We start from the raw sequence: 25,176 nt of genomic DNA on the forward strand, positions 1-25,176 counted from the left end.
CCACTAGCGCCCGTCGTTTATCTCTTCAGGTTGACAAGGACGTCCATGAGGTCGGAACCGGTCTGGAATACTTTCGAGTTTGCGGTGTAGCTGCGCTGCGCCGCGATCATGTTGGTCAGTTCTTCGGCGATATCGACGTTGGAGTTTTCGAGCGCGCCGGAGATGATGCTGCCGAGCTTGCCTTCATTGGCAAAGCCGATGCGCACGGTGCCGGAGTCGGTGGATTGCGCATAGACATTGCCGGGCAGTGCGGTGAGGTTGTCGGCGCTCTGGACGTCGGCCAGCGGGATCTTGAACAGTGGCTTGGTCGAGCCGTCCTGATACTGGGCGTAGATGACGCCGTCTTCGCCGATCTGGATCTTTTCGATCGTGCTGGGGGCGTTGCCGTTGACCTTCGCTTCGGAGACGGTGAAGCCGGTGCCGAGCTGGGTCAGCTTGGACAGATCGAGATCGAGCGACGCGCCGCCGGGTACGGGGATCGTAATCGAGTCGACGGCGCCGGTGATTTTACCGGTGGTGGTGTCGAATGTCAGGTTGGCCGAGGCCAGCGCACCGCCCGTGTAGGGGAATGACGTGCCGGGCGTCGCCTTGGACTGGTCGAACACCGAAACCGACCAGGTGCCGGTGCCGGTATTGGTGAAATAGACGTCGAGCAGCTTCTTGTTGCCGAGATTGTCGTAGGTGACGATCGAGGATTTCGACGTGTACTCCGCCGTCGGGCTGTTGGTAGACGGCAGCGGACCGGCGGGCGGGGTGGCGCCGGCCGGCAGATTGGCGTTGAAGTTGCCCGTGGTGCTGGGCGTCGCCGTCATTTCCTGGTCGGAAATCTCGACCGGCACCAGGCCTTCGAAGCCGTTGGCGGTGGCAGCAGGTGTGCCGTTGGCGTAGCTGTAGGCCATAAGCTGGTAGCCGGCGGCGTTGACCAGCCGGCCCTGGGCGTCGGGGACGAAAGCGCCGGCGCGGGTGAGGAAAGGCGTTCCGCTGGGGTCCTGGACAACGAAGAAGCCGTTGCCGTTGACTGCCAGGTCCGAGACCGAGGTCGTGTACTGAAGCACGCCCTGGGCGCTGATTGCCGAGCGGATGCTGGTGTTGACGCCGCCGGAGTTATAGGCGCCGCCGACCTGCGGCATGATCAGCGTCGAAAACTCGGCCGAGGATCGCTTGTAGCCGGTGGTGTCGGAATTGGCGATGTTGTCGGCTGTCGTCGACAGGCGGTTGGCCTGTGCGTTCATCCCGGAAACGCCGGTCCGCATCATTCCGTAAAGGCTCATCGAAACGTCTCCTCAATGCCCATGTCTGTGGTCGCGAGGGTATAATTTCTGTCTTGCGCGAGGCTGGCGCAGACCGCCATCAGAACACCAGCCGGTAGCCGAGGAAGCGCTTGGAATCGATCGGGTCCTGGCCAAGCTTTTCGCGCAATTTCTTGCGCAGTTTGGAGATGTGACTCTCGACGACGTTTTCCTCGACCTCTTCGTCGAAGATGCCGTAGATGGCGTTGAAGACCTGGGTCTTGGTGACGCGGCGTCCGCGGTTGCTCGCCAGATATTCGAGGATGCGGCGCTCGCGGCGCGGCAGAGGCAGCGGCTGGCCATCGATCTCGGGATCGCGACCGTCCATGAAGATGCGCATGGCGCCGATCTCGGTGTAGCTGACGTCCTCATGGGCGCGGCGGCGGATGGCGGTGATGCGGGCCAGGATCTCGCGGATGTGGACCGGCTTGCGGATGACGTCGTCGACGCCGCTCTCGAACAGCCGCAGGGTGTTTTCAAGCGAGTGCTGTTCGCTGAGCGCAATGACCGGAGCGCCGGTGCGGTCGCGGATCTGGCGTGGCGAGATGGCGCCTTCGCGGCAGTCGCCGATGAGGAAGGCACGGACCGACTTCAAATCGGTGTCGGCGGCCGATGTCACCCACTCGCCGAATTCGCCAGGCGCGAAGCCCGCGCAGGCGACCCCCTCGCGATCGAAAAGTGAGTTATACCCCTCAGTTACGAGCTCACGCTCGTCAACGATTACAATCATCGGCCCCGCCTCCGAATCAGATCATCTGCCCCGTGGGAAGAGGCGTAACCGGTGGCGGGAATCCTGAACAACCATCATTTCTTGTAGCTATTTTCTTGGGAGTTATTTCGGCTTTCGAAATAACAGCAGTCACAGGGTTGCATCGTTGGTTGCCGATACCGGTGACGTGCCGGGGCATTGGCAGGCTCGCGGCTTGGGCACATCTACAAGGGCGGATGCGTCTATGGGTTGCAGAAGGTGCGGGCGTTCGGCGTCCATTTGCCGAAGCCGGTGGCGACCATGTTGGCAATGACGCGGCAGACGTAGAATTTCTGCGCGGGATCGTTGTTGGGGCCGGCGTGGTAGCGGGCGACCGCCATCGACCAACTGACGTGACGGGCATGCAGGCTGGCCAGGAAGCGCGCCGCATAGTCGACATTCTGGCGCGGGTCGAGCATGTCGTCGACGCTGCGAAAATGCGATGCGTGATAGTGATGGTTGATCTGCATGCAGCCGAGATCGATGAGCGTCTTGCCCTCGCGCCGGGCCGCTTCGAAGGTCGCCAAAGCCTCGGTGCGGCTCTTCGGAAAAACAGCTTTTCCTTCTATATTCAAGGCATTAGGCTGCAGACTGCCCTTCTTTCCGGTCTCGGTCAGTCCGACGGCATACAGGATGCCGGCCGGCACGCCATAGCGATCGGCGGCGCGCAGGATCTCGGGCTCGCAAGGGTTGGTAGCGGCGTTGGCCGGGCCAATGCCGAGGCTAGATAAACATATCGTCGCCAGCACGCTCGCGAACAGGCGCTGCAGGGCGGCCGAATTCCTGTGCATCGTCATTGCGGTTTCTTCCCGACTGCTGGCCGCCCGAACCCGCATTGTTGCCGCTCGAGTTACCGGGCTGAAAAGCTGACTGATCGCGGCCTTGCGGCATCGGCTGGGAGTTCGCCGCATCGCTGCGCGCCGGCGCGTGGACTGCTATCGAGGGTTGCAGGATGGTGACCTTGTCGACATCGAAACCGAGCCCGCGCAACGACTTCACAATGGCGTCGCTGTCGGTGGCGAGACGGCGATAAGCCTCATGCGTTTCCGGCTTCAATTCTATCGAAAGTTGTTCCCCGGCGAGCCTGAGACTGGCCGTGACCATGCCGAGCTCGGCCGGGTGAAGCTCGATCTTCAATATATGTGTCGGAACGGCAACAGAGCCGGCAGTCTGGGCGCTTGTCGACGGCGTCGAAACCGCTTGCCGCAGGCCGTTTTCCGAAGCGAGTGCGTCGACCAGAGCTGACGTCGTCTGGTTCATTGGGCTTTGCGCCGGCGCCGGGAAACTCTGCTCGGTGACAATGTCGACGCGCCCGGCGGACGGCGCCTGTTTTTCGGGTGTGGACGATGCAGCGGGATGGGCTCCATCGACGGCCTTCATTGACGGCGCAGACCGCTTTGCATTGGGGGCTGAACCGTCGCTAGCCGGCCCGTCCGCCGGCAGGGTTGGCGTCGCGCCATCCTGGTGCGGCGGCTTGTCGGACTGGGGTCCGATCGTGGCCAGCTTTTGCCCCTGATCCTGTTCGGAAATGTCAGCGCCGGCCTTGGCCCGCTCGGGCCGTGGCGTCGTTTCGAGGCTGTTGTCGGGGCCGGATGCCGCGCGGAATTTCTTCAACGACAGAGGCGGCGTCTGCGCAGGAACGGTGTCGCCGTCGAGTGCCGGTTGTTCACTCTGTTCGTTCGCGGCGGGCCCGTTCCCGCTCGCCCTGGCCGCCGAGAAACGGCTGATATCATGCAACGCTATCAGCAATGGCAGATGATCCTGCAGCGGTGCCGTGCCCGCCTCTTCTCCATCGGCTTCAGCGTCAGCGGATGTCTTGTCCGGATCGCCGTCGACAGGGTCTTTTGCAGCTTTCCCGACAACCGGTTTGGAGGCCGTCTTGCCCGTCTCTGCGTGTGCAGTCTCGCCCTTGATGGGACCGGCCGCGCTGCGTCGGGTCCAGCGTGGCTCGTGCGGCGCGGCCTCAGTTGCACCTTGGCCTTTCTGGGTCGGCGGATTGTCCTCGCCGCGCACCAGTTCACCGAAGCTTTTGTCGTCACCCTTGGCGTTCGGTGCCGACTGCTTCGATCCAGCGTGCACGGGCGCAAATCCCGGCAGGGCCTGGCCAACATTGGTGGTCATTTCGGGGCTGCTCCAAGCATCTGGTCGATCAAATCGAGCTGGCGACGCGTCTTGGCCATGGCGGCGTCGGTGGGATCGGCGGGCTCGGCGCCGGCTGCGGGCGCCGATGCCGGCACGACAGGCGCCGCATCACCGGCGGTGGCGACCGCAGGCGCTTGCGGCGCCTTTGTCTGAGGCGTGCTTTGTGCCTGAGCGGCAGGCTCGCCTGGGGCCTTCGGCTGGTCGGTTGCGGCCGGTCCGCCAGCTGCTGGCTGCTCCGGCATTGCGCCTTCGACCGGCGGCAGCTCGGGCTCATCGGGGTTTACCGCAGCCGCGGTCTTGACCGGTTCCTGTTTGGCTGCGGCGGGCGCCGGCTTGTCGGCAGGCAGCGGCGCCGGGGGCGCGATCACTTCGCCGGCCACGGCCTGCGCGGCATCGAGCAGGTCGCGATCGCTTTGCGAAAGCTGGCTGCGATCGATCTTGGCGAGCTTGGCGCGGACCTCGTCGATGGTGCCCGATGTCACCGTGGACAGGCTGGAATAGAGCTGGGCGCGCGGGTCGTCCTGATTGTGGATGCCGTCGCGACCCTGTTCGGCCCGGGCCGAGGCAAAAGCGGAGAGATCGGCGAAGCCGTCGATCGCCGCGCGGCGGGCGATGCGCAGATAGATCACCGTCTCACGTTCGGGATCCATCATTGCGGTGATGTCGGCGAGCTTGTCTTGGCTGATCGCCATGTGCAGCGTGATCACGCCGGACACGAAGGCGTCGGCAAACTGGCTGGCATAGGGCGAATAGAGGTAGTCCTCGACATACTGGGTCGAGGCAAGCGCGAAGCGCGCGCCGTCGCCTTGCGCGGCGGCGATGCCGACCGAGCGGCGCAGCGCTGCTTCCTCGACCAACGTGCCGGGGCTGAGCAGGCGAGCGTCGTCGAGCAGGGCAAGTGCTGCGGCCGGTTGCTCGGTGGCGAGCAGTGAGCCTTTGACCAGCGCCAGGAAAGCGCCGAGATCGGTGGGCAGCGTCATCGGGTCGATCGGCTTCAGCGCCTCGATCGCGGCCGCCGGGCGGCCGTTCAGATAGTCGACAATGCCCTTGGCGATGGCAAGGCTTTGCGGGTCGGTCTTGGCGCGTGACACCGCCGCCTCGACAGTGACGGGGTTGCCGCCGCTCATGCCATAGACCAGCAAGGCGCGAAAATTCTTCGGGTCGCTGAAGTCCTGCGCGCCCGCCGCGCGCAGCCTTGTGTCGGTCATTTCGAGCAGCTTGGCCTGCATCGGCAGCGCGGCATGGTCGCCGGCGGCGATGCGGTCCTGCACCAGCTGCAGCGAGCGCACCAGCTGATAGGGCTGCAGGCCCTCCTCGGCCAAAGCCGCCGGCACATGGACAGCGCTCAGCAGCAGCAGGCCGACGGCGCGGCCGATGATGGCGCCGCTTCTCATCCGTCGGTCGCCATCAGGATCTCGATGCGGCGGTTGGCGGCCGCCATCGGGTCGGCTGCAATTTTCGGCTCGCGGTCGGCGAAACCGGCGACCTCGGTGATGCGGCGCTCGTCGACGCCGCCGCGCACCAGCATGTAGTAAGCGGAATGGGCGCGCGCCGTGGACAGCCGCCAATTGTCATAGGTGTCGCTGCGGAACGGCCGCGCATCGGTGTGGCCGTTGATGCTGATCGTGCCTTTCTGTTCGTTGACGATGCGGCCGATCTTTTCCATCGCCAGCACCAGTTCACGCCTGGGCACTGCCGAGCCGATCTCGAACATGCCGAAATCGAACTGGTCGGTGATTGAGATGACGACGCCCTTGTCGGTTGCCTCGACGGAGACGCCGTCGTGCAATTTGTCGCCTGGCTTGAAGGCCTCGGCCAGTTCCTGCTTGACCTGCGCCGCGGCCTGGACGGCGGCGGCACTCGGCGCCTTTTCCGCGGCTTCGGGCTTGGGTGCGGGTTGTGCTTCGGCGGCGTCAGCCTTTGCAATTTCCGCCTTTGCGGCTTCTGCCTTGGCCTCTGCCTTGGCTTCAGCCTTCGTAAGCGGCTTGTCGGATGCGGATTTCGCCAGCGGCTGCAGTGGCGCATCGACCACCGGCGGCGCGGGCGGCACGGCCTTCACTTCAGCCACTTGCTCCTTTGCGGCCTTGTCGCCGGGCTTGAGAGGATCGCCTTCGATCTTGCTGCGTTCGGCGGTGGCTTCGGCGCCTGGTGCCGCCACCTGCTGCGACCAGAAATCCGGCGCGAACGGGTCGCGATAGGATTGGCCGCCCGATGCGCCGGTGGCCGGGCCGGACGCCTGCGCGCCGCCATCGCCCTTTTCGCTGACATTCTGCATGACGCCGGTGTCGGTGGCGATTTCCGACAGCACCGCATAGGGATCGGCAAACAGATGCTCGTCGGAAAGATCGGTCTTTTGCTCCAGATCCTTCGTCTGCTTTTCGGCTGGCGCGCTAGCTGTGCCCTTTTCCGAAGCCGCCGAAGCGCTGCTGTCCGACGTGCCGGAAGCGCCGCTCTCGTCCTGTCCGCTCTTGCTGGTCTTTTCCTGTGGGTCGCTTGACGATTGGCCGGCCGCGCTCGGACCGTTGCCGAGATCCTCCAGGCCCTTGCGGCTGGCGTTGCGGTCGACGAGCTTGACCGGGTTGAAGTAGCTGGCGACGGCTGCCTTGGTCTGCTCGTTGGCGGCGTTGATCAGCCACATGACGAGGAAGAAGCACATCATGGCGGTCATGAAATCGGCGAAGGCAATCTTCCAGACGCCACCATGGTGGGCGTCGTCGTGGTCGTCGTGACTGCGCCGCACGATGATGATCTCGTGCGGGTGTTCGGCGGCGTCGGCGGCACTCATGACAGGGCCTCGGACAAGGCGGAAGACCATTCGGCGATGCGGGTCTCAAACACCGCCTCGTCGATGGCGACGGTGAGGTCGAAGCCGGGCGCCTCGACGAAATCGAGATTGGTCGCGCGCGGCCCAAGCGAAGCCTTCAGCGTCTCGAACAGTGACAGCGGCCCGCGCACGGCGATGCGCACCGCCTCGCTGTCGCCGACGGCTTCGCGGATCGTGCCGGCAAGCGCTTCCAGCGAACGCTTCTGCAGGTCGTCGCTGACGATGCCGCCAATGATGCGGGCAACGGTGGCGCCGACAAGCTCGCTGACCTTTGCCTCCATGGCGTCGATACGGGCAGCAACGGCTACGCCGACATCGCCGCCGAAGCTTTCCAGAAAGGCCTTTGCTTCATCGGCGCTGGCTTGGCGTTCTGCTTCGAGCGCAGCCTCGTGAGCCACGGCAAGGCGGGCCTCAAGGGCGGCCTCGGCATCGACGACCGCTTCGGCGATCAGCGCGCCGATGTCGGCCTGCGGCGCTGGCGTCTCCGGCCTTGGCTCGGCCTTGGTCGCAAGCGGCGGCTGGCCGGCGCGCTGGGTGCGCGCGCCGAAATCAGGCAAAAGGTCGAAAAGCGCTGCCGAGACCATGGTCTACACCGCTGCTTCCTGGGCCGCCCATTTGCGCAGGATCTGCGCGGTGCGCTCCTCGTTGAGATCGACCATGCGGGCAAGCCGTTCCTGTGGCGCCGGCCTGATCTTCTGGCGAAGATCGTCAAGCGGGGTCGGCCCGGGACGGCCGCTCGGCAATGCCGCCGGCGGGGGTTCGGCAGTGGCGGTGGTTTCAGGTGTCGGCAGCGAACGCTGGACATCGTCGAAGCTTGGACTGGCGAGTGCGGGCGTCGGCCGCGCGGTCAGCGCGGCGGCCATCGGCCTCAGGCCGAAGAAGGCGACCAGGAACACCACGACGATGAAGGCGCCGGCATTGATCATCGTGCCGGCATGGATTCCGATCGATGCCATGATGCCCGGCTGCTCGATCGGCTCGCCGTCCAGGCCGTCGATGAACTCGACCGCCGAGACGTCGATGATATCGCCGCGCTTGTCGTCGAAGCCGGTGGCCGAGGCCACCATCTTCTGGATGTCGGCGACGCGCTTGGCGATCTGCTCGGGGGTGGCGTCCTTGCCGAGGATGGTCATCAGCCGCTGCTGGTTGACGACGACGGCGATCGACATCTTGGTGACGGAGTAACCGTTGGAGACGGTGGCGATCTTCTTGGAGTTGATCTCGTAGTTGGTGATCTCCTCCTTGCGGTCGTTGGCCGATGTCGTCTGCGGACCTTCGGTGCTGGTCGCCTGGGTCTCGGGCAGGTTCTGCTCGACGCTGGCCGGAGTCGAGGTCTGCCTCTGGTTGCTGTTCTCGTTGGCGCGCACCGACTGCACCGAACGCTCGACCCGCGACTCCGGATCGAAGATCGTTTCTTCGGTCTGGCGGGTGTCGGTGTTGACATCGGCCTTGACGCTGGCGCGGAAATTGTCTGGTCCGAGATAGGGCGTCAGTGCACGGCGAATGTTGTCGCCGATCTGCGCCTCGACAGTCTGCTCGACGCCGAGCGTGCGGGCAGCACTGGTGTTGGAGGGGTCGTCGCCGGCGGCCAGCAGATTGCCGTTGGAATCGAGCACGGTCACCTTGTCGGCCGACAGGCCGGGGACCGCAGCGGCGACGAGATGGCGGATCGACATGGCGCTCTTTTCGGCGTCGATGCCGGAATAGCGGATCACAACCGAGGCCGAGGGCTGCTGTTCGTCGCGGCGGAAATTGGCGCGCTCGGACATGACGATGTGGACGCGTGCCGCCTTGATGCCGGCGATCGACTGGATGGTGCGGGCAATCTCGCCTTCCAGCGCGCGCACCCGGGTGATCTGCTGCATGAAGGATGTCAGGCCCATCGCGCCGACATTGTCGAAAAGTTCGTAGCCGGCATTGGCGCTGGTCGGCAGGCCCTTTTCGGCAAGCAGCATGCGCGCCTGCGCGGTGGTGCCGGCCGGCACCAGCACGGACGTGCCGTCGGAGCCGACGTCGAAGCCGATACCAGCCTCGCCGAGCACCAGGCCGATCTGGTTAACGTCGGAACGGTCGAGCCCGACATAGAGCGTCTCGTAGGCGGGGCGGTTGAGATAGACCGAGCCAATGCCGATGACGGCCATGACCAGCGCGGCGATACCGGCCAGCATGGCAAGGCGCCTGACGCCAAATGCCCTGAGATTCGAGATGATGCTCTGGATCTGTTGCGGCACGATTCAAGCGCTCCCAGCATGATATTCCGTGGGAACACTAGACCGCGAAGCTTGTGCGAAGATGATAGAGCATGTCGCCCGGAAGTGTGCGGCGGTTCCGGGCCAACGACATGCATCAAAACACAGCCACAAAGCGAAAGGGCCGCGCTGTTGGCGCGGCCCTTCAATTCGAAGGCAAGGAAAGCCGGGTCAGGCCTATTGCTTGAACAGCGCCAGGATCGACTGCGAGTTGCCGTTGGCGATCGACAGCGACTGGATGCCGAGCTGCTGCTGGACCTGGAGGGCCTGCAGCCGCGTCGATTCCTTGTTCATGTCGGCGTCGACCAGAGCGCCGACGCCCTTGTCGATGGAGTCCGACAGGTTCGACAGGAAGCTCTTCTGGGTGTCGATGCGCGACTTGGCGGCGCCGAGATAGGCGGCACCCGTGGACAGTTTGGCCAGCGCCGTTTCAACAGCGCCGAGTGCGGTGTCGATGGCAGCCGGGAGGACCTGGGTGGTGCTCGGATCGAAGAAGGTCGCAGCAAGCAGGCCGCCGACGATGCCGCCCGTGCCGGGAAGATCGAGAACCTGCGTATCCGAAGCCTTGACGTCGATGGTGTCAATCGCGACGGTCGTGCCGGTGCGGTTGTAGGACGCGACGATCTTCAGGTCGGAGGCTGCAGTAGCATCGTTCTGCAGCAGGTTCGAGCCGGCATAGGAAGCGTTGGTGACCGACGACTTGATCTGGTCCTGGATGGCCTTGATTTCGGTCGCGATCTTCTGCTGGTCGTCCTTCGAGGCGCTGCGCGCGGTAACCAGCTTGGCCTTGATCAGATCGACCTGGTCCTTGATGTCGGTGATGGCGGTGTAGGCGGTATCAACCTTGCCGGCGCCGAGGCCGAGCGCGTCCTGGACGGCCGAAAGCGCCTTGTTGTCGGACTTCATCGTGGTGGCGATCGACCAGTAGGCGGCGTTGTCGCTGGCGGTGGCGACGCGGTAGCCAGTCGAAATGCGCGCCTGGGTCATTTCGAGCTGCTTGTTGGTGTTGTTCAGACTCTGCAGCGCGGTCAGCGCCGAAGCGTTCGTCATGATGCTTGCCAAGATATCTACCCCTTTTCAAAAACTGGCGTGTCCTGCACACGCCGGATCAACTTCATCAGGGGGTAGGCATAAGCCCATCGACCGTCTGGTCTGCCCGCCATGGTATGGTTAACCATGACTAGCGGGATATGGTTAATGGCCTGTTAAAACAAGCCAATCCGGGCGCCGGCCAAAAGCAAAATCGGCCGCCATTTAAACAGAAAATCAGCAGCCACAAAAAGAAATCGGGCCGCGCTGTTGGCGCGGCCCGATCGGATCTTGTCAGTCGTAAAGTCGAGAGATCAGCCGCGGAAGAGCGACAGGATCGACTGCGAGTTGCCGTTGGCAATCGACAGCGCCTGGATGCCGAGCTGCTGCTGGACCTGGAGGGCCTGCAGACGGGTCGATTCCTTGTTCATGTCTGCGTCGACCAGAGCGCCGACGCCCTTGTCGATGGAGTCCGACAGGTTCGACAGGAAGCTCTTCTGGGTGTCGATGCGCGACTTGGCAGCGCCGAGCGAGGCAGCGCCGGTGGACAGCTTGGCAAGCGCCGTTTCAACGGTGCCGAGCGCGGTGTCGATGGCGGTGGAAGCAACCGCCGTGGTGCTCGGATCGAAGAAGGCCGTGGCGAGCAGGCCGCCGACGATGCCGCCCGTGCCGGCGACGTCGAGAACCTGCGTATCGGAAGCCTTGACGTCGATGGTGTCGATGGTGACGGTCGCGCCGGTACGGTTGTAGGAAGCGACGATCTTCAGGTCGGACGCAGCGAGGCCGTCGTTCTGCAGCAGGTTCGAGCCGGCGAAGTTGGCGTTGGCGACCGAGGACTTGATCTGCGCCTGGATGGCGTTGATTTCGGTCGCGATCTTCTGCTGGTCTTCCTTCGAGGCGCCGCGAGCGGTGACGAGCTTGGACTTGATCAGGTCGACCTGGTCCTTGACGTCGTTGATGGCGGTGTAGGCGGTGTCAACCTTGCCGGCGCCGAGGCCGAGCGAGTCCTGAACGGCCGAAAGTGCCTTGTTGTCGGACTTCATCGAGGTCGCGATCGACCAGTACGCAGCGTTGTCGCTGGCGGTGGCGACGCGGTAGCCGGTCGAAATGCGGGCCTGCGTCTGCTCGAGGGATTTGTTGGTGTTGTTCAGGCTCTGCAGCGCGGTCAGCGCCGAGGCGTTCGTCATGATACTGGACATGGCTACTCGTACCTTGATTTTTACAGGGTGTTTTTTTGCATACCGGCTTTTCCGGTATGACGGAGCGGCATCATGCCAATGATCGTGAGACCCGATCACCCGCCATCTGCGAGCAATATGCGGGCAAGTCCCTACCAAAGGGCTAAACGGGACGGTTAACCGGAAATATATTGGATAAAGTTTTAGCCAGGCGCCACGCAGCGCCGCCGGCGGTCAGGTGAAGGATCGCACCAGGCTGCCGACCAACAGGTTCCAGCCGTCGATGAGGACGAAGAACAGGATCTTGAAGGGCAGCGAAACGACGGTTGGCGGCAGCATCATCATGCCCATGGCCATGGTGATGGTGGCAACGATCAGATCGATGACGAGGAACGGCAGCACAATCAGGAAACCGATCTCGAAACCGCGGCGGATTTCGGAGATCATGAAGGCCGGCACCAGGATGCGCAGGTCGACGGTTTCCTTGGCAACCACCTGGCCGCGTTCGCGGGCGAGATCGGCGAACAGGTCGAAATCCTTGTCGCGGACGTTGTGCAGCATGAAGGTGCGGAACGGGTCCGAGATCTTCTCGAACGCCTCGGTCTGGCTGATCTGGTTGTCCATCAGCGGCTTGACGCCGGTGTTCCAGGCCTGGTCGAAGGTCGGCGCCATGACATAGAAGGTCATGAACAGCGACAATGAGATCAGGATCAGATTGGCCGGCGTCGACTGCAGGCCGATGCCGGCGCGCAGGATCGAGAAGGCGATGACGAAGCGGGTGAAGCTCGTCACCATGATCAACAGGCCCGGCGCCACCGACAGCACGGTGAGCAGGCCGAACATCTGGATGATGTAGCCGACGGTGGCGCCGTCGGCCTTGCCGATGCCGCCGAGGTCGAGCTGCTGGGCAGCGGCGACAGAAGTGGCAGCAACGACGATCGCGGCGGCGAGGATGAGTTTTCTCATTCGAGCAGCAATGTCCTGATCAGAATCTGTTTGGCATGGCCACCGCTGCGGATCGCTGCGCGCTCCTCGAGGTCGGCTTTCAAATGCTGGTAGCCGCTGGCTCCTTCGATCTGATGCATCTTCAAGGTGCGGACCATGGCCAGCAGGTCCTGGTGGATGCTCTCGGTCATCTCCGAGGGTTGCGGCGCGTCATAGACCACCGACGCTTCCAGCCTTATCCAGATATCGGCCGGCGCGGCCAGATTGGTGGTGATCGGCGGCAGCTGCACGAGCGCCGGCCCGGTGCCCGGCGCATGTTCGGCGGCCGGGCTCGGCTGCTCGGCGTTGGACTGGTTCTCGGGTGCGGCGGGCACCGGGACCGGTCCGCCGACACCCTTCAGATAGCCGCCGGAGACCCAGCCCATGCCGATCGCAGCGCCCGTCACTGCGAGAAGCATCGCGAGCTGGATGACAAGCGATGGGCCTTTCTTGGGCTGGACCTGTTCGACATTTGCCACGACGCCGTTCTCCTGACCTAGAAGGGGAGGACTTGGTCGAGGATCTGCTGGCCGTAAGCAGGTTGCTGGACCTCGGCAATCCGGCCGCGGCCGCCATAGGAGATGCGCGCCTCGGCGATGCGTTCGTAAGAAATGGTGTTTTCGGCGCCGATGTCGGAGGGACGCACCATGCCGGCAATGGTCAGCACCCTGAGCTCGTAGTTGACGCGCACCTCCTGCGAGCCGCGGATCATCAGATTGCCGTTGGGCAGCACTTCGGTGACGACAGCGGCGACATTGAGCTCGAGGTTTTCCGAACGCTTGATCTCGCCGTCGGCGTTGGTTTCGGTGCTGGAGCTCAAGCCGGCGTCGCCCTTGCCGCTGGTGCTGGCATCTTCCCATCCGAGCTTGACGTCATAGCCGAGTTTGCGCGCGGCGGTGCGGCTGCGGTCGTTCTGGTTCTTGAAGTTGGCCTTGTCGTTGAGCTTGATCCTGACGGTCAGGATGTCGCCATCGCGCAGCGCGCGCGGATCGGTGAACAATCGGCTCTGGCGATCGTCCCAGAGCGAGAATTTCTTTACCGGCGACCGCGGCTCTTCCGGGTATGCATAGGGCGCATTGACGCTACCAGTAATGCCGGAGCCGACCGGCGACATCACCGGCTCCCTGCCGATCTCCTTCGGGTCGATGGCACAGCCGGACAGCGAGGCAGCCGCGACCAGGACGAGCAACTGCAACTTCATGACGGATCTACCCTTCGGGCCGCGCTGGCCATGATGCCGGTGAGAGTGGCCGCAGCCTTCTGGTCCATTTCGTTGAGAATGACGCCGGCCTTGCGCGAATCGAGTTTCATCAGGATGGCGGCGGCGAGATCGGGGGTGACCATGGCCAGGCGCTCGGCGGCGGCGTCCGGCTTCATGCCGGCATAAATCTTGACGACGCCGTCCTCGGCGCGGGCCAGGAAAACTTCGCGCCGCTTCAGCCATTGCTCGTATTCGGCGCGCTTGTCGTCCAGCGCCTTCATGCGCTGGTCGATACCGGCCTGCAGCTGCTTCAGCTCTTCGGCCTGCAGCGCGTAGCGGCGGTCGCGGGCGGCATCGGCGATGTTGGAGCAGAAGCGCTGGATTTCGCTTTCGTCCGGCGCTTTCTCGCGAACCAGCTGCTGGGCTGCCGCCGGCTGCTGCCCGCCGGGCAGAACCTGCCGCACTGGTTCTTCAGCACCGACCGAGGTGGCGGCGAGAAGCGTGGCGACGGCGCAGGCTGCCAGGGCTGCGTTGCGGCGATGTTTTGGGGAAAGGCGATCGATCATCTTCATGGCCTATTGAAGAACCAGATCGGCCTGCAAAGCGCCGGCCGACTTGATGCCTTGCAGGATGGCAATGATGCCGTCCGGCTTGACGCCGAGACGGTTGAGGCCGGACACCAGCGTTTCGAGATTAGGCCCGTCGAGCACGGCGACGCGGGCGTCGGGCCGGGTGGCCTCGATGGTGGTGAAGGGTTCCTCAGCCGTCACGCCCTTGGAGAAGGGTTCCGGCTGGACGATTTTCGGCTGTTCGGTGATGCGCACGGTGAGCGTGCCGTGACTGATCGCCACGCGTGAGATCTTGACCTCGTTGCCGATGACGATGGTGCCGGTGCGCTCGTCGATGACGACCCGCGCCGGCGTGTCGGATTCGACCACCAGGTTCTCGATCTCGGCATAGAAGCGTGCCGCCGAAACATTCTTCGGCCGCCTGATCTGGACGGTGCGCGCATCGCGCTCGGCCGCCACGCGCATGCCGAAGCGCTGTGAGGTGTAGCCGTTGATGGCGTCGGCGATGCGAACGGCGGTGGAGAAATCGGGATTGCGCAGCTGCAAGGTGAGCAGCGACTGGTCTTCGAACTCGGCGCGCACCGTGCGCTCGACAATGGCGCCGTTGGGCACGCGGCCGGCCGTCGGCACGCCCTGCGTCAGCTGCTCAGCCTGTCCTTGCGCGGTAAAGCCGGAAACGATCACCGAGCCTTGCCCGACAGCGTAGATCTCGCCGTCAGCCGCCTTCAGCGGCGTCATAACCAGCGTGCCGCCGGCAAGCGAGGTGGCGTCGCCCATCGAGGAGACGTCGATGTCGATGCGGGCGCCCGACTGGACGTAGGGCGGCATGTTGGCGGTGACGATGACGGCGGCGACGTTCTTGGCGCGCGCGCTGCCGCCTTCGGTGGCGATGCCGAGATTTTCCAGCATGGCGCGGATCGACTGTTCGGTGAAGGGCGAATTGCGCAAGCTGTCGCCCGATCCGGCGAGGCCGATGACGAGGCCGTAGCCGACAAGCTGGTTGTCGCGCGAAGCCTGCAGTTGCGCGATGTCCTTGATGCGCGATGCGACCTGGCCGGGCGGCAGCGAGCTTGGGCCGTTGGACACCCTGAACATGCGGCTGGTTGTGGCCGGGTCGTATTCGGGGTCGACAAAGGCGCCACCATTCTGGCCGGCGAGATCACGCTTTTGCTTCGGCGTAAGACCGTCGGCCAGCGCCGGCTGCAGGCCGAGAATGGCCGCGAGCAGAAGGGCAGGTCCGCGTCTCATGATGCGCTGACCCGGATGGTGCCGTCGGCCATCACCGTGCCGGAAAAGATCTTGCCGCTGTCGGTGTTGCGGACCTTGATCAGATCGCCCGCGGCGCCCGGCTGCAGCGACACCGCCGTGGCCGAAATGGTGAGGTCACCGGCGATGAAATAGACCTGCACGGCGGCGCCCTGTTCGACCAGCCAGGCATCGCGGATGGCGGCGACCGGAATGTAGCGGCCGGGGAGCAGCGTGCGCTTGGCGACCTTGCCCTGGAGTTCCTCGGCCTGCGTGGCAACCGCATCCGGCCTGTGCTTGCCGGGCAGCAGCGTCACCGGCTTCAGGGCGCCGGTATCGATCATCTCGCCGGGATAGATGACCCGGTTGGGAATCAACACGACTTCGCCGGCCGCCTGGTTGCTGGCGACCTGCGTTGCCTGCTGGTCTGCGCTCTCCTGGGCAAAAGCAGGCACGCCGCCGGCCGCCAGCGCGAGGATCAGCGCGGTGCGGCAAAGCGCTAAGCGGGAGGCCGGAGAGAGCATCAAACCTTACCTGATGTTCTTGGACACGACCGAGGCCATGTCGTCGGCGGCCTGGATGACCTTGGAGTTCATCTCATAGGCGCGCTGCGCCGAGATCAGCTCGGTGATTTCCTTGACCGGATCGACGTTGGACGCCTCGAGATAGCCTTGCTGGACCGTGGCGAAGCCGGGATCGCCGGGCACGCCGACATTGGCCGGACCGGAGGCCGGCGTTTCCTGGAACAAATTGTCGCCGAGCGGCGCCAGGCCGGCCTCGTTGGCGAAGTTGGCGAGCTGCAGCTGGCCGAGCAGCTGGAGATCGGTCTGGCCGTCGATGCGGGCAAAGACCTGGCCGGTCTTGTTGACGATGACTTCGATGGCGTCGACCGGCACGGTGATGGCCGGGATGACATTGGCACCGTCGACGGTCACGAGCTGGCCGGTGGCGTTGGTGTTGAAGGCGCCTGCGCGGCTGTAGAGCGTGCCGCCGTCGGCACCCTCGATCTGGAACCAGCCGCGGCCGGTCAGCGCCATGTCGAAACTGTTGCCGGTCGAGGTCAGCTCGCCCTGTGTATGGACGTTGCGCACCGCCGTCGTCTTGACGCCGAGGCCGATCGACACCCCTTCCGGCACCAGCGAGGAGTTGGAGCGGTTGGGCACGCCTTGCGAGCGGTCGACCTGGTAGAGCAGGTCGGAGAATTCGGCGCGCGCGCGCTTGTAGCCGGTGGTGTTGATGTTGGCGATGTTGTTGGCGATGACTTCCAGATTGGTCTGCTGGGCGTTCATGCCGGTCGCTGCAATGGCGAGTGCTTTCACGGCAAGTCTCCTCAGATGCCCATACGGCTGATTTCGAGATAGGCGGAGACGACCTTGTCGCGAATGGCGATCGTGGTCTGCAGGGCCTGCTGGGCGCTCATGACGGCGTCGACGACCTGGCGGGTATCGGCGTCGCCCTTGAGCGCCTGGATCGAGACCTGTTCGGCATTCTGCAAGGTGTTGACGGTCTTCGAGGCAGCCTGGCTCAGCGCCTCGGCGAAGGTGCCGGCGATTTCGCCGCCGGCCATTGGCGCCGTGGTGCCCTGAAACAGGTCGGTCGCGGCATCAGTGCCGCCGATCTCCGGCTTGAGGGGAAGCGATCCGATACCGCCAATGCCGCTGATCATTACTGGTTCCTCATCAGGTCGATGGTCATGGAGATCAGATCACGCGCCTGCTTGATGACCTGAAGGTTGGCTTCGTAGGAACGGTTGGCTTCGCTCATGTCGGCCATCTCGACCAGCACGTTAACGTTGGGCATCTTGACATAGCCCTTGTCGTCGGCGGCCTCGTTGCCGGGCTGGAATTCGACGGGAAAGTCGCTGGGATCGCGGTCGATGGAGTTGACCTCGACCATCGTGCCGCCCGAGGCACGGTCGAGCTCGGAAACGAAGCTGATGGTCTTGCGGCGATAGGGGTCGGCGCCCGGCGTGTTGCCGGTCGACTGCGCGTTGGCAAGGTTTTCCGAAACCACGCGCAAACGGTCCGACTGGGCGCCGAGGCCGGATGCGGCGATCTTGAGGGCTGCGGTGAGCGCGTCCATGGTCAGGTCTTAACCGCCATCATCATCATCGAATGGAAGGCCTTGACGATCGCTGTGTTGAGCTCGAAGGAGCGACGGACCTCGCCGGCCTTCATCAGCTCGTTCTCGACCACCACGGTGTTCTTCGACGGCATGATCGCGCCGGTGGTTTCTTCGGGCTTGACCGTGAAGCCGGCATTGGTGGCGGCAGTGCCGAGGTGGCCTTCCTGGGTCGCGGTCAGCGACACCGCCGTGCGGTCGAGCACCTTCTCGAACGGCTCGACATCGCCGGCGGTGTAGCCCGGCGTGTTGACGTTGGCGATGTTGCCGGCAATGGCGGACTGACGCACGGACAGCCATTGCGACTGCTTGGCTGCAAGATCGAAAAGGTTGACGGGCTCCATGGGGATCTCCAGGCTGGTACGCACCAGACTAGGCCGCCAGTCTTGCGCGGACCTTGCGCGGGCCGGCCCGTGCCGCAGCTGAAGCGTGGGATTAGTTGGAGAGTTCGATTACCTGGTCGGTGCTGGTGACCATGACCCATTTGCCGCCGCGCTGCTCGATCGACGAGACGGTGCTGGCATCAGGCAGCTTCGAGCCGCGCTGGACGATCCACAGGCCGGCATCGTCCTCGATCATGGCGCGGCCGTTGGCGACATGAACCATGCGGAATTTGGGATCGCCCGGAAAGGGCTGCTCGTCGGCCCCGGGAGGCTGGGTCTTGTCGTCGGGGTGCTGCAGCGTGCCGGTGGCGAACAGGTCGACATCGGGTACATCGTTTGCGGTCAGCGGCTGGCCGGAATTTTCCATCTGCGAGCCACCGCTGACACGACCGGCATTGGTGCCGCTGCCGCCGAACTTGATCGCCTGGACACCGAACTGGTCCTGGTTGAAGAAGATATACCAGGGAAACAGCGCGCATATCAGGCCGAGCGTGATGCCGAGCGCGGCAAAGACGATATCGCTGCGGCGGTCATCCTTCTTTTTCAACCTGGGAAACTGCGCCCTTGGCGGCTGCGGCCAGTCGACGTCGGGAAAGAGCCCGTCGAGCAGCGAGTCACGGCTGGCCGCGATCGCCTCGTTGAGTTCGGCATGCGGAGCCTTGGGCAGTGGGGGCTTGGCGAAAGCGGGAGGCGCAGGTCTGGCCACCTCCGGGAAGGCAGGCTTGCCGACATTGCGCAATGCAGGTTCGACTGCCCTGAGCGATGCTGACTTGGCTTCGTCGGTTGGTGCAGGCTTTGCCATTTTGCGCGAGGCAGATTTGGCTGCTTTGCGCGCCGCTACCCTGGCTGCTTTGCGCGACGCCGCCTTGGACGCGCTGCTCGATATAAGCTTCGCGCTGCCCGATGCAAGCCTGGACATACCGCGCAAGGCAGCCTTCGGTGCACCGACCAGGGCAAGCCTGAACGCGCCGGGCGTGGATGGCTCACCCATGCCTGGCAAGGCAAGGTTGGCTACGCTCGGCAAGGCAGCCTCAGGCGAGCCGAGCAAGGCAGGTTCGGGCACGCTGCGCAACGCAGGCTGGACCAGTCTCGGCAAAGGTGGCTTGGCCGCCCTGGCCAATGCGGCCTCGGTTTTGGCTGCCTTGGCGCGTTCAGCTTTCGCCTTGGCAGCCCGTGCTTCGTCAGCCCTGGCTTCCTCGGCGGCGGTGGCCTCGGCCAGCATCTCCCGCAAAAGCCGTTCGGTGTATTGGCGCTCAGTCTCCTGCATCGACACTTTGCTTGCCTTTCAGATGACGGGCGAGGTCGGAGAATGCGTCGTTCGAGGCGCGGTCCTTTGGCGACTGCGTCAGCGCTTCGTAGATCAGCGGCACCTGGCGCACCGCAATGTCGAGCTCGGCATCGGCGCCGCCTTGATAGGCGCCGAGCAGGCGAATGTCGCGCGTGTCCTCGAAGCGCGAAATCATCGACTTCAGTCTCGTCACCAGCATGCGCTGCTCGGGGCTCCATGCCTTGTCGGCAAGGCGCGAGATCGACGACAGCGGATTGACCGGCGGATAGCGGCCCTGTTCAGCTATGGCGCGGTCGAGCACGACGTGGCCATCGAGAATGCCGCGCACCGAATCCGCGACCGGGTCGTTGTGGTCGTCGCCGTCGACCAGCACCGAGATGATGGCGGTGATCGATCCCTGGCCTTTGGCGCCTGGGCCTTCAGCGCCCGGTCCGGCACGCTCAAGCAGCTTGGGCAGGTCGGTGAAAACCGAAGCAGGATAGCCGCGCGCGACCGGCGGTTCGCCGGTTCCGGTCGCCACCTCGCGCAGCGCATGGGCAAAGCGGGTGATCGAATCCAGCACCAGAAGCACGCGGTGGCCTTGGTCGCGAAAATGTTCGGCGACGCGCATGGCGGTGTCGGGCGCGCGCCGCCGCATCATGGCGCTCTCGTCGCTGGTGGCGACGACGGCGACCGTCTTGGCCATGCTTTGCGCACCGATCGTGTCTTCGAGGAATTCGCGCACCTCGCGGCCGCGTTCGCCGATCAGCGCCACCACCACCGTATCGAAAGCATCGGCGCCGGCCAGCATGGCAAGCAGCGTCGACTTGCCGACGCCGGATCCGGCGAAAACGCCGAGGCGCTGGCCGAAGCAAAGCGGCGTGAAGATGTCGATGACCTTGACCCCGGTCGTGAAGGCGGTGCCGACTCGCTGCCGCGCCATGGCGCCGGGCGTGGTGCCGTCGCCACTTGCAGCTTCGCCGTTCCTGATCAGCGGCGGACCGCCGTCAATGACGCGGGTCAGCGCGTCGATGGCGCGGCCGCGCCACGAGGCGTGCGGCGTTACCACCAGTGGACCGCGGCGAAACACGGCGTCGCCGATGCCGGCATCGGCGCTGCGTTCGAAAGGCGCAATGACGACCTCGTCGCGGCCGATCCTGACGATCTCGCCACGGCGCGTGCCGGCTTGGCCGCGCTGCTCGACGAGGTCACCGAGCCTGGCGACTTTGGACAGGCCGCGCACCTTGTAGTGCGTCGGCGAAACCTCGGCGACGCGACCGCCGCGCCGCAGCAGAGTTTCCGTATCGTCGAACCGGTGCCAGATCCGCTCCAGCGCAGCCAGCCGGTTTTCCGGTGCTGCTTCCGGCTGCCGTTCAAGCGCACGTATCGATGATTGCGGGCTCGACATGCGCTACGACTTGGAGCCGAGCGTCTTGATGGCGTCGTCGGTCGAGGCGTCGGTCTGGCGCATCAGCGCCGCCGTGTTCTCGAAGGCGCGCTGAACCATGATCAGGCGCGTCATCTCGAGCACCGGATTGACGTTGGATTCCTCGACAAAGCCTTGCGCGACGCCGAGATCGGAGCGGTCGGTGACCGGCTCCGGCGCGCGTGAGGGAACGATGCCCGAATTGCCGTAGCGAACGAAATTCGGGCCTGGGTCGAAATTGAACAGGCCGATGGCGCCGACGAGTTTGTCGCCCTGGCGCAGCGAACCGTCGGCGCCCGCCTTGGGTGGGCCGTCGCGCGGGTCGAGCTGGATCGGCGCACCGCCGGCATCGAGCACCGGATGGCCCTCAAGCGACATCAGCTCGCCGTTCTCGTTCATCGAAAAGCGCCCGTCACGTGTCATCACGGTGCCGGCCGGCGTATCGATGCCGAACCAGGCATCGCCCTGGACGGCGAAGTCGAACGGATTGCCGGTCTGCGTCATCGCGCCATGCGCGCCGGACAAATAGGTTTTGCCGGAGGAGGCGAAGGATACAGATTTGGGGCCGCTGCCGGAGACGACATCCTCGAACTTCACGCCGGTTGCGCGAAAGCCGATGGTCGAGGCGTTGGCGACATTGTCGGCGATGGTGTCGAGACGGCGCTCGAGCGCGATCTGCGAGGAAAGGGCGACGTAAAGGCTGTCCTGCATGGTGCTCTCAGAATTTCAGTTTCTGCATGGCCATCATCAGATCGGTCGAGATGCCGACGGTGGTCGGTTGGGCAAACAGCACGCCGACCGATGTCGATGCCGTCGAGGTCGGATGATTGATTTCCCACAGGCTGGTGAAGCGGGTCAGGAATTTGTCGAGCTTGGCCGGATCGGTGAAATCGGTCAGGTCGAGCTTGGCCTCGAAGGCCTGCGCCTGCTTGTCGATATCGGCGGTGGCGAAGGAATCGGGCAGGCCGATCGCGGTGCGCACCACGCTGGCCAAGGCGGTGTCGGCCAGGACGTCGTACCAGTTGGTGATCGTCGGCGCCTTGCGTTCGAAATAAAGTGCCAGCCGCACGCCCTCATTGGTCTTGCCGGCATCCTCTTCCAGTGTCTGTCGCATGTATTTGTCGATGACCGGCTGCTGCGACGGACTGCGTGTCGTTGCGGCTTCGCCGTAAGCCTCGAAATTCAGCGAGGTGGCGAGCCTGGCATAGGCCTTGTTGGAGAGCTTGTTGGCAATGCTGGCGGGATCGCGCACGCCGCCCGCCAGGACATCGCGGACGAGATCCTTGTTGGTGGTTGCCGGATCGAGCCCACTTGCGGACAGCGCATAGTTGTACAGCCGGCTGTCGGCCATCAGGTCGTCGATCGACTTCACCTTGGTGATGTTGGCGAGGTAGTAGCTGGTCTCGGCCTGGACGGCGTCGGCATTCGGCTTGATGAGGCCAAGACCGGACTCGGTCGTGTAGAGTTTCGGCGTGGTCTTCAGCACGGCGTCGCGCGTGGTCGTCTGGTCGCCATACTGGGCGAAGTCGAAGGCGCTGACGAAGTTGGCGTAGCTCTTGTCGGTCAACTGGTTGGCGGGGCTCAACGGATCGGTGACGCCGCCGTTGACCATCGTGCGGATCTGCCTGGCCGTCTGGGTCGATGCGTCCAGCCCATAGGCAGCCATGGCGAAGGTCAGCAGGCGCTTGTCCTTCAAGAGGTCTTCGATCGACTTCACCTTGGAGATGTTGGCCGCGTAGTAGTCGGCCTCGCCCTTGATATATTGCGCGGTCGGCTTGACCAGCACCAGCCCGGTTCCGGCCATGATGGCTTTGGGAACCGCCTGCTGAACGGCGTCGCGTGCTGTCGCTTGGTCGCCATACTGGACGAAGTCGAAGGCGGCGACGAAGGCCGCATAGCCCTTGTTGGTCGACGTGTTTGCGGGGCTGTTAGGGTCGGTGACGCCGCCTTCCAGCATGGCGCGGACGGTCGCAGGCGCTTCGGCGTCTGCATCGAGGCCGAATGCGGCCATCGCATAGGTGAGCAGGCGATCGTTGCCCATCAAATCGTCGATCGATTTGACGTTCGAGATGTTGCTAATGAAGTAGGAGGTCTCGCCCTTGTAGTAGTCGAACCCGTTCTGCAAGGCGCCGAGCCCAATCTGGGCCGTATAGTTCTTGGTCACGCCTTGCTGCGCGGGATTGTAGCTGGTGGCATCCGCACCCAGCGCTGCGAAATTGAAGGCCGAGACGAATTCCGCGTAGCGCTTGTCGGTCAATTTGTTGGCGAAGCTATCGGAGTCGGAGACGCCTTCCTTCAGGGCTTTGACCATGAAGGCCTTGGCGTAGGCCATGTCGCCAAGGCCAAAGGCCTTCATGGCATAGGTGAACAGCCGGGTGTTTTTGACGAAATCGTCGATCGATTTCACGCTGCCGATGTTGGCCAGATAGTAGTCGGTGTCGCGCTTGGTGATCGGGTCCGCCTCGATGCGATCGATCGCCTTGGGAATATCCCTGGCGATGAGCTGGTAGCTGGTAAAAGTGCTCAACACGACGTGCCTCCGGTCGCAGCTTCAGTGACAGAGTATGCGGACTTGCTTGCGCGAGGCTGAATCGGCTCGCGATGTGTGATTCAAGCCTCACACAAGGCACGAGGACTATCGGTTAGGCCTGACGTGATGTGGAAGGATCTGGCGTGGGCATTCTGATCGGACTTGTGGTGACGCTCGGCTGTGTTCTCGGCGGCTTCATGGCCATGGGCGGCCATCTGCATGTGCTGATGCAGCCCTGGGAAGCGGTGGTCATCTGCGGCGCCGCACTCGGCACCTTCCTCGTCGCCAATCCGATGAAGACGGTCAAGGACACCGGCAAGGGCATCCTGGAAGCCTTCAAGCAGGCGGTGCCGAAGGAGCGCGACTATCTGGAGACGCTGGGCGTCCTGCACAGCCTGATGCGCGAATTGCGCTCGAAGTCGCGCAGCGAGGTCGAGGCGCATATCGACAACCCCGAGGAATCGGCGATCTTCCAAGCGTTCCCGACCGTGCTGAAAAATCACGATCTGACGAATTTCATCTGCGACTACTGCCGCATCATCATCATCGGCAATGCCCGCTCGCATGAGATCGAGGCACTGATGGATGAGGAAATCCAGACCATCAAGTCCGACAAGATGAAGGCCTATCACGCGCTCGTCGCAGTGGGCGACGGCCTGCCGGCGCTCGGCATCGTCGCCGCCGTGCTCGGCGTGGTCAAGGCGATGGGCGCGCTCGACCAGTCGCCGGAAATCCTCGGCGGCCTGATCGGCGCCGCCCTTGTCGGAACCTTTCTCGGCATCTTCCTGTCCTATGCCGTGGTCGGGCCGGTTGCCACCAAGATCAAGACGGTGCGCGAGAAGAAGAACCGCCTCTACATCATCGTCAAGCAGACGCTGCTCGCCTACATGAACGGCGCCCTGCCGCAGGTGGCGATCGAGTTCGGCCGCAAGACCATCTCGTCCTATGAGCGGCCGACCATCGACGCCGTCGAGCAGAGTACGATGAACACTGCCTCCGCCGAGAAGAAAGCGGCCTGAGCCATGCATGACGACAGACAGGACCGCACGCCGTCATGACAAGTCCTGGCAGCCCCTCGCAAGCCCGCTCGCTGATCATCGAGCGTCTGGTCGGTGACAGTGGCGAGGCCGCTCACGTCATCGGCACCGGGCGCTCGATGGGTGAGCGCGCGCTGCCGCTGCTGCAGAAGAGCCTGGCCGGCGAACTCGGCGCTCAAGTCACCGTCGACCTGCGCGCGGTCGAGGTCAGCCGCGTGCCGGATGCGCGCGTGCATGCCGGCGACAGCTTTGCCATGACCATCATCCCATCGCCGACCTCTTCCGATGCGATGACACTGGTGATCGATGCACCGGCGATCGCAGTCATGGTCTGCGCGCTGTTCGGTGGCGATCCGGATCAGCCGGTTGCGCCGATCGAGCGCGAGCTGTCGCAGATCGAGACGGACGTGGCGACGACGGTCTTCCAGGAGGTTGCGCAGGCGCTGAACGGATCGGGCCGCCGCTCGCTCGAATTGCGGCTGCCGGTGCCGCGGGCGCTTTCGGGCAACGAAGCCAGGCGCCGCGTATTGCGCGATGGCGCGGCGGTGCGCATCGTGTTCGGCATCTCGACGCCGACCGACAGCGGCACGGTCACGGTGATGATCCCGCAGCGCATCCTGCTAGCAACCCGCGGTATCGCCGATGTCCATGACGGCGAAGGCACGACCTCCGACTGGCGGGCACGCTTTTCGGAAGAGGTGATGCGCTCGACGGTGACGCTCGAAGCGACCATGCCGTTGGCACGCCTGACGCTCGGCGACCTCGCCGGCTTCGAGCCTGGCCAGGTCATCGAATTCGAGGAAACGGCGCAGTCGCACGCAAAGCTGAGCGCGCGCGACAAGACTTTGTTCGTCTGCGAGTTCGGCAAACTCGGGCAGAATTACACCGTCCGGATCAGGCACCCTTACGATGCCGGTCAGGATTTTATCGATGGGCTTATGCCGGGCTGACGCC

Annotated in this window: 26 protein-coding genes; 2 read left to right on the forward strand and 24 right to left on the reverse strand. The window is 64.2% G+C overall.

The annotated features are described in order from the left end of the window. Positions 1 to 17: 17 nt before the first annotated feature. From AC1DZ8_RS10750 to AC1DZ8_RS10865, 24 genes are all read right to left on the reverse strand, one after another. Positions 18 to 1,271: a flagellar hook protein FlgE gene (locus AC1DZ8_RS10750; protein ID WP_477303589.1), complete on the reverse strand. Its 1,254-nt coding sequence runs from the start codon at positions 1,269 to 1,271 to the stop codon at positions 18 to 20. 79 nt (positions 1,272 to 1,350) lie between these two features. Beyond that, the gene (locus AC1DZ8_RS10755; RefSeq protein WP_112559323.1) at positions 1,351 to 2,019 is read right to left on the reverse strand and encodes a response regulator transcription factor; all 669 of its coding nucleotides are present in this window, start codon (positions 2,017 to 2,019) and stop codon (positions 1,351 to 1,353) included. Between the two features lie 221 nt (positions 2,020 to 2,240). Continuing rightward, a complete protein-coding gene (locus AC1DZ8_RS10760; RefSeq protein WP_477303892.1) occupies positions 2,241 to 2,828 on the reverse strand; it encodes a transglycosylase SLT domain-containing protein in 588 nt (195 codons plus the stop codon). Next, positions 2,761 to 4,158: a flagellar hook-length control protein FliK gene (fliK, locus tag AC1DZ8_RS10765; RefSeq protein WP_477303587.1), complete on the reverse strand. Its 1,398-nt coding sequence runs from the start codon at positions 4,156 to 4,158 to the stop codon at positions 2,761 to 2,763. The genes AC1DZ8_RS10760 and fliK overlap by 68 nt, the downstream gene beginning before the upstream one ends. After that, on the reverse strand, positions 4,155 to 5,573 hold the full coding sequence (locus AC1DZ8_RS10770; RefSeq protein WP_477303585.1) for a chemotaxis protein MotC: 1,419 nt from the start codon (positions 5,571 to 5,573) through the stop codon (positions 4,155 to 4,157). The genes fliK and AC1DZ8_RS10770 overlap by 4 nt, the downstream gene beginning before the upstream one ends. Further along, positions 5,570 to 6,964, reverse strand: coding sequence for a MotB family protein (locus AC1DZ8_RS10775; RefSeq protein WP_477303583.1), 1,395 nt, complete (start codon positions 6,962 to 6,964; stop codon positions 5,570 to 5,572). Before AC1DZ8_RS10775 ends, AC1DZ8_RS10770 begins: the two co-directional genes overlap by 4 nt. Further along, positions 6,961 to 7,587, reverse strand: coding sequence for a hypothetical protein (locus tag AC1DZ8_RS10780; RefSeq protein ID WP_477303581.1), 627 nt, complete (start codon positions 7,585 to 7,587; stop codon positions 6,961 to 6,963). Before AC1DZ8_RS10780 ends, AC1DZ8_RS10775 begins: the two co-directional genes overlap by 4 nt. A gap of 3 nt (positions 7,588 to 7,590) precedes the next feature. Further along, complete coding sequence (gene fliF, locus AC1DZ8_RS10785; protein ID WP_477303579.1) at positions 7,591 to 9,234, reverse strand: flagellar basal-body MS-ring/collar protein FliF; 1,644 nt, start codon at positions 9,232 to 9,234, stop codon at positions 7,591 to 7,593. Positions 9,235 to 9,429: 195 nt separating this feature from the next. Next, a complete protein-coding gene (locus tag AC1DZ8_RS10790; protein WP_477400868.1) occupies positions 9,430 to 10,314 on the reverse strand; it encodes a flagellin N-terminal helical domain-containing protein in 885 nt (294 codons plus the stop codon). Positions 10,315 to 10,595: 281 nt separating this feature from the next. Then, complete coding sequence (locus AC1DZ8_RS10795) at positions 10,596 to 11,480, reverse strand: flagellin N-terminal helical domain-containing protein (protein WP_477303575.1); 885 nt, start codon at positions 11,478 to 11,480, stop codon at positions 10,596 to 10,598. 213 nt (positions 11,481 to 11,693) lie between these two features. Further along, positions 11,694 to 12,425: a flagellar type III secretion system pore protein FliP gene (fliP, locus tag AC1DZ8_RS10800; protein ID WP_192254432.1), complete on the reverse strand. Its 732-nt coding sequence runs from the start codon at positions 12,423 to 12,425 to the stop codon at positions 11,694 to 11,696. Beyond that, a complete protein-coding gene (locus tag AC1DZ8_RS10805; RefSeq protein WP_477303572.1) occupies positions 12,422 to 12,922 on the reverse strand; it encodes a flagellar basal body-associated FliL family protein in 501 nt (166 codons plus the stop codon). The genes fliP and AC1DZ8_RS10805 overlap by 4 nt, the downstream gene beginning before the upstream one ends. A gap of 17 nt (positions 12,923 to 12,939) precedes the next feature. Next, complete coding sequence (gene flgH / locus AC1DZ8_RS10810) at positions 12,940 to 13,644, reverse strand: flagellar basal body L-ring protein FlgH (RefSeq protein WP_477303570.1); 705 nt, start codon at positions 13,642 to 13,644, stop codon at positions 12,940 to 12,942. Further along, the gene (locus AC1DZ8_RS10815; RefSeq protein ID WP_477303568.1) at positions 13,641 to 14,216 is read right to left on the reverse strand and encodes a MotE family protein; all 576 of its coding nucleotides are present in this window, start codon (positions 14,214 to 14,216) and stop codon (positions 13,641 to 13,643) included. The genes flgH and AC1DZ8_RS10815 overlap by 4 nt, the downstream gene beginning before the upstream one ends. A 3-nt stretch (positions 14,217 to 14,219) precedes the next feature. Further along, on the reverse strand, positions 14,220 to 15,461 hold the full coding sequence (locus AC1DZ8_RS10820; protein WP_477233034.1) for a flagellar basal body P-ring protein FlgI: 1,242 nt from the start codon (positions 15,459 to 15,461) through the stop codon (positions 14,220 to 14,222). Then, positions 15,458 to 15,982 carry a flagellar basal body P-ring formation chaperone FlgA gene (gene flgA, locus AC1DZ8_RS10825; protein ID WP_477303566.1) on the reverse strand — a complete coding sequence of 175 codons (525 nt, stop codon included), beginning with the start codon at positions 15,980 to 15,982 and terminating at the stop codon, positions 15,458 to 15,460. Before flgA ends, AC1DZ8_RS10820 begins: the two co-directional genes overlap by 4 nt. A gap of 6 nt (positions 15,983 to 15,988) precedes the next feature. After that, positions 15,989 to 16,777 (reverse strand): flagellar basal-body rod protein FlgG, encoded by a 789-nt coding sequence (gene flgG / locus AC1DZ8_RS10830; protein ID WP_477303564.1) that lies wholly within the window; start codon positions 16,775 to 16,777, stop codon positions 15,989 to 15,991. An 11-nt stretch (positions 16,778 to 16,788) separates the two neighbouring features. Further along, entirely contained in the window at positions 16,789 to 17,124 is a 336-nt protein-coding gene (fliE, locus tag AC1DZ8_RS10835) for a flagellar hook-basal body complex protein FliE (RefSeq protein ID WP_192254420.1), read from the reverse strand. Further along, positions 17,124 to 17,540, reverse strand: a complete 417-nt coding sequence (flgC, locus tag AC1DZ8_RS10840; RefSeq protein WP_142865957.1) for a flagellar basal body rod protein FlgC — start codon at positions 17,538 to 17,540, stop codon at positions 17,124 to 17,126. The genes fliE and flgC overlap by 1 nt, the downstream gene beginning before the upstream one ends. Before the next feature lie 2 nt (positions 17,541 to 17,542). Continuing rightward, positions 17,543 to 17,923, reverse strand: coding sequence for a flagellar basal body rod protein FlgB (flgB, locus tag AC1DZ8_RS10845; RefSeq protein WP_477260886.1), 381 nt, complete (start codon positions 17,921 to 17,923; stop codon positions 17,543 to 17,545). 91 nt (positions 17,924 to 18,014) lie between these two features. Then, a complete protein-coding gene (locus AC1DZ8_RS10850) occupies positions 18,015 to 19,229 on the reverse strand; it encodes a hypothetical protein (RefSeq protein WP_477303559.1) in 1,215 nt (404 codons plus the stop codon). Beyond that, the gene (fliI, locus tag AC1DZ8_RS10855; RefSeq protein WP_477400871.1) at positions 19,216 to 20,637 is read right to left on the reverse strand and encodes a flagellar protein export ATPase FliI; all 1,422 of its coding nucleotides are present in this window, start codon (positions 20,635 to 20,637) and stop codon (positions 19,216 to 19,218) included. Before fliI ends, AC1DZ8_RS10850 begins: the two co-directional genes overlap by 14 nt. A gap of 3 nt (positions 20,638 to 20,640) precedes the next feature. After that, positions 20,641 to 21,366 carry a flagellar basal-body rod protein FlgF gene (flgF, locus tag AC1DZ8_RS10860; RefSeq protein ID WP_112559340.1) on the reverse strand — a complete coding sequence of 242 codons (726 nt, stop codon included), beginning with the start codon at positions 21,364 to 21,366 and terminating at the stop codon, positions 20,641 to 20,643. 7 nt (positions 21,367 to 21,373) lie between these two features. Continuing rightward, complete coding sequence (locus AC1DZ8_RS10865) at positions 21,374 to 23,185, reverse strand: DUF1217 domain-containing protein (protein WP_477303557.1); 1,812 nt, start codon at positions 23,183 to 23,185, stop codon at positions 21,374 to 21,376. A 143-nt stretch (positions 23,186 to 23,328) separates the two neighbouring features. Here AC1DZ8_RS10865 and motA point away from each other — a divergent pair, with 143 nt between their 5' ends. Together motA and AC1DZ8_RS10875 are read left to right on the forward strand one after the other, a co-directional pair. Next, positions 23,329 to 24,204: a flagellar motor stator protein MotA gene (gene motA / locus AC1DZ8_RS10870; protein WP_477288263.1), complete on the forward strand. Its 876-nt coding sequence runs from the start codon at positions 23,329 to 23,331 to the stop codon at positions 24,202 to 24,204. Positions 24,205 to 24,239: 35 nt separating this feature from the next. Next, positions 24,240 to 25,172, forward strand: coding sequence for a FliM/FliN family flagellar motor switch protein (locus AC1DZ8_RS10875; protein ID WP_477303555.1), 933 nt, complete (start codon positions 24,240 to 24,242; stop codon positions 25,170 to 25,172). Positions 25,173 to 25,176: the final 4 nt, after the last annotated feature.

The sequence above is a fragment of the Mesorhizobium sp. P2_F7 genome, assembly GCF_056403695.1.

Coding starts and splice junctions, on each gene's coding strand:
- AC1DZ8_RS10760 (WP_477303892.1), bottom strand. CDS start 2,828: ATGCACAGGAATTCGGCCGCCCTGCAGCGCCTGTTCGCGAGCGTGCTG.
- AC1DZ8_RS10770 (WP_477303585.1), bottom strand. CDS start 5,573: ATGAGAAGCGGCGCCATCATCGGCCGCGCCGTCGGCCTGCTGCTGCTG.
- AC1DZ8_RS10795 (WP_477303575.1), bottom strand. CDS start 11,480: ATGTCCAGTATCATGACGAACGCCTCGGCGCTGACCGCGCTGCAGAGC.
- fliP (WP_192254432.1), bottom strand. CDS start 12,425: ATGAGAAAACTCATCCTCGCCGCCGCGATCGTCGTTGCTGCCACTTCT.
- AC1DZ8_RS10815 (WP_477303568.1), bottom strand. CDS start 14,216: ATGAAGATGATCGATCGCCTTTCCCCAAAACATCGCCGCAACGCAGCC.
- flgB (WP_477260886.1), bottom strand. CDS start 17,923: ATGGAGCCCGTCAACCTTTTCGATCTTGCAGCCAAGCAGTCGCAATGG.
- flgC (WP_142865957.1), bottom strand. CDS start 17,540: ATGGACGCGCTCACCGCAGCCCTCAAGATCGCCGCATCCGGCCTCGGC.
- AC1DZ8_RS10875 (WP_477303555.1), top strand. CDS start 24,240: ATGACAAGTCCTGGCAGCCCCTCGCAAGCCCGCTCGCTGATCATCGAG.
- AC1DZ8_RS10775 (WP_477303583.1), bottom strand. CDS start 6,964: ATGAGTGCCGCCGACGCCGCCGAACACCCGCACGAGATCATCATCGTG.
- fliI (WP_477400871.1), bottom strand. CDS start 20,637: ATGTCGAGCCCGCAATCATCGATACGTGCGCTTGAACGGCAGCCGGAA.
- AC1DZ8_RS10850 (WP_477303559.1), bottom strand. CDS start 19,229: ATGCAGGAGACTGAGCGCCAATACACCGAACGGCTTTTGCGGGAGATG.
- AC1DZ8_RS10750 (WP_477303589.1), bottom strand. CDS start 1,271: ATGAGCCTTTACGGAATGATGCGGACCGGCGTTTCCGGGATGAACGCA.
- fliE (WP_192254420.1), bottom strand. CDS start 17,124: ATGATCAGCGGCATTGGCGGTATCGGATCGCTTCCCCTCAAGCCGGAG.
- fliK (WP_477303587.1), bottom strand. CDS start 4,158: ATGACCACCAATGTTGGCCAGGCCCTGCCGGGATTTGCGCCCGTGCAC.
- flgF (WP_112559340.1), bottom strand. CDS start 21,366: ATGCAGGACAGCCTTTACGTCGCCCTTTCCTCGCAGATCGCGCTCGAG.
- flgA (WP_477303566.1), bottom strand. CDS start 15,982: ATGCTCTCTCCGGCCTCCCGCTTAGCGCTTTGCCGCACCGCGCTGATC.
- flgH (WP_477303570.1), bottom strand. CDS start 13,644: ATGAAGTTGCAGTTGCTCGTCCTGGTCGCGGCTGCCTCGCTGTCCGGC.
- AC1DZ8_RS10820 (WP_477233034.1), bottom strand. CDS start 15,461: ATGAGACGCGGACCTGCCCTTCTGCTCGCGGCCATTCTCGGCCTGCAG.
- AC1DZ8_RS10755 (WP_112559323.1), bottom strand. CDS start 2,019: ATGATTGTAATCGTTGACGAGCGTGAGCTCGTAACTGAGGGGTATAAC.
- AC1DZ8_RS10780 (WP_477303581.1), bottom strand. CDS start 7,587: ATGGTCTCGGCAGCGCTTTTCGACCTTTTGCCTGATTTCGGCGCGCGC.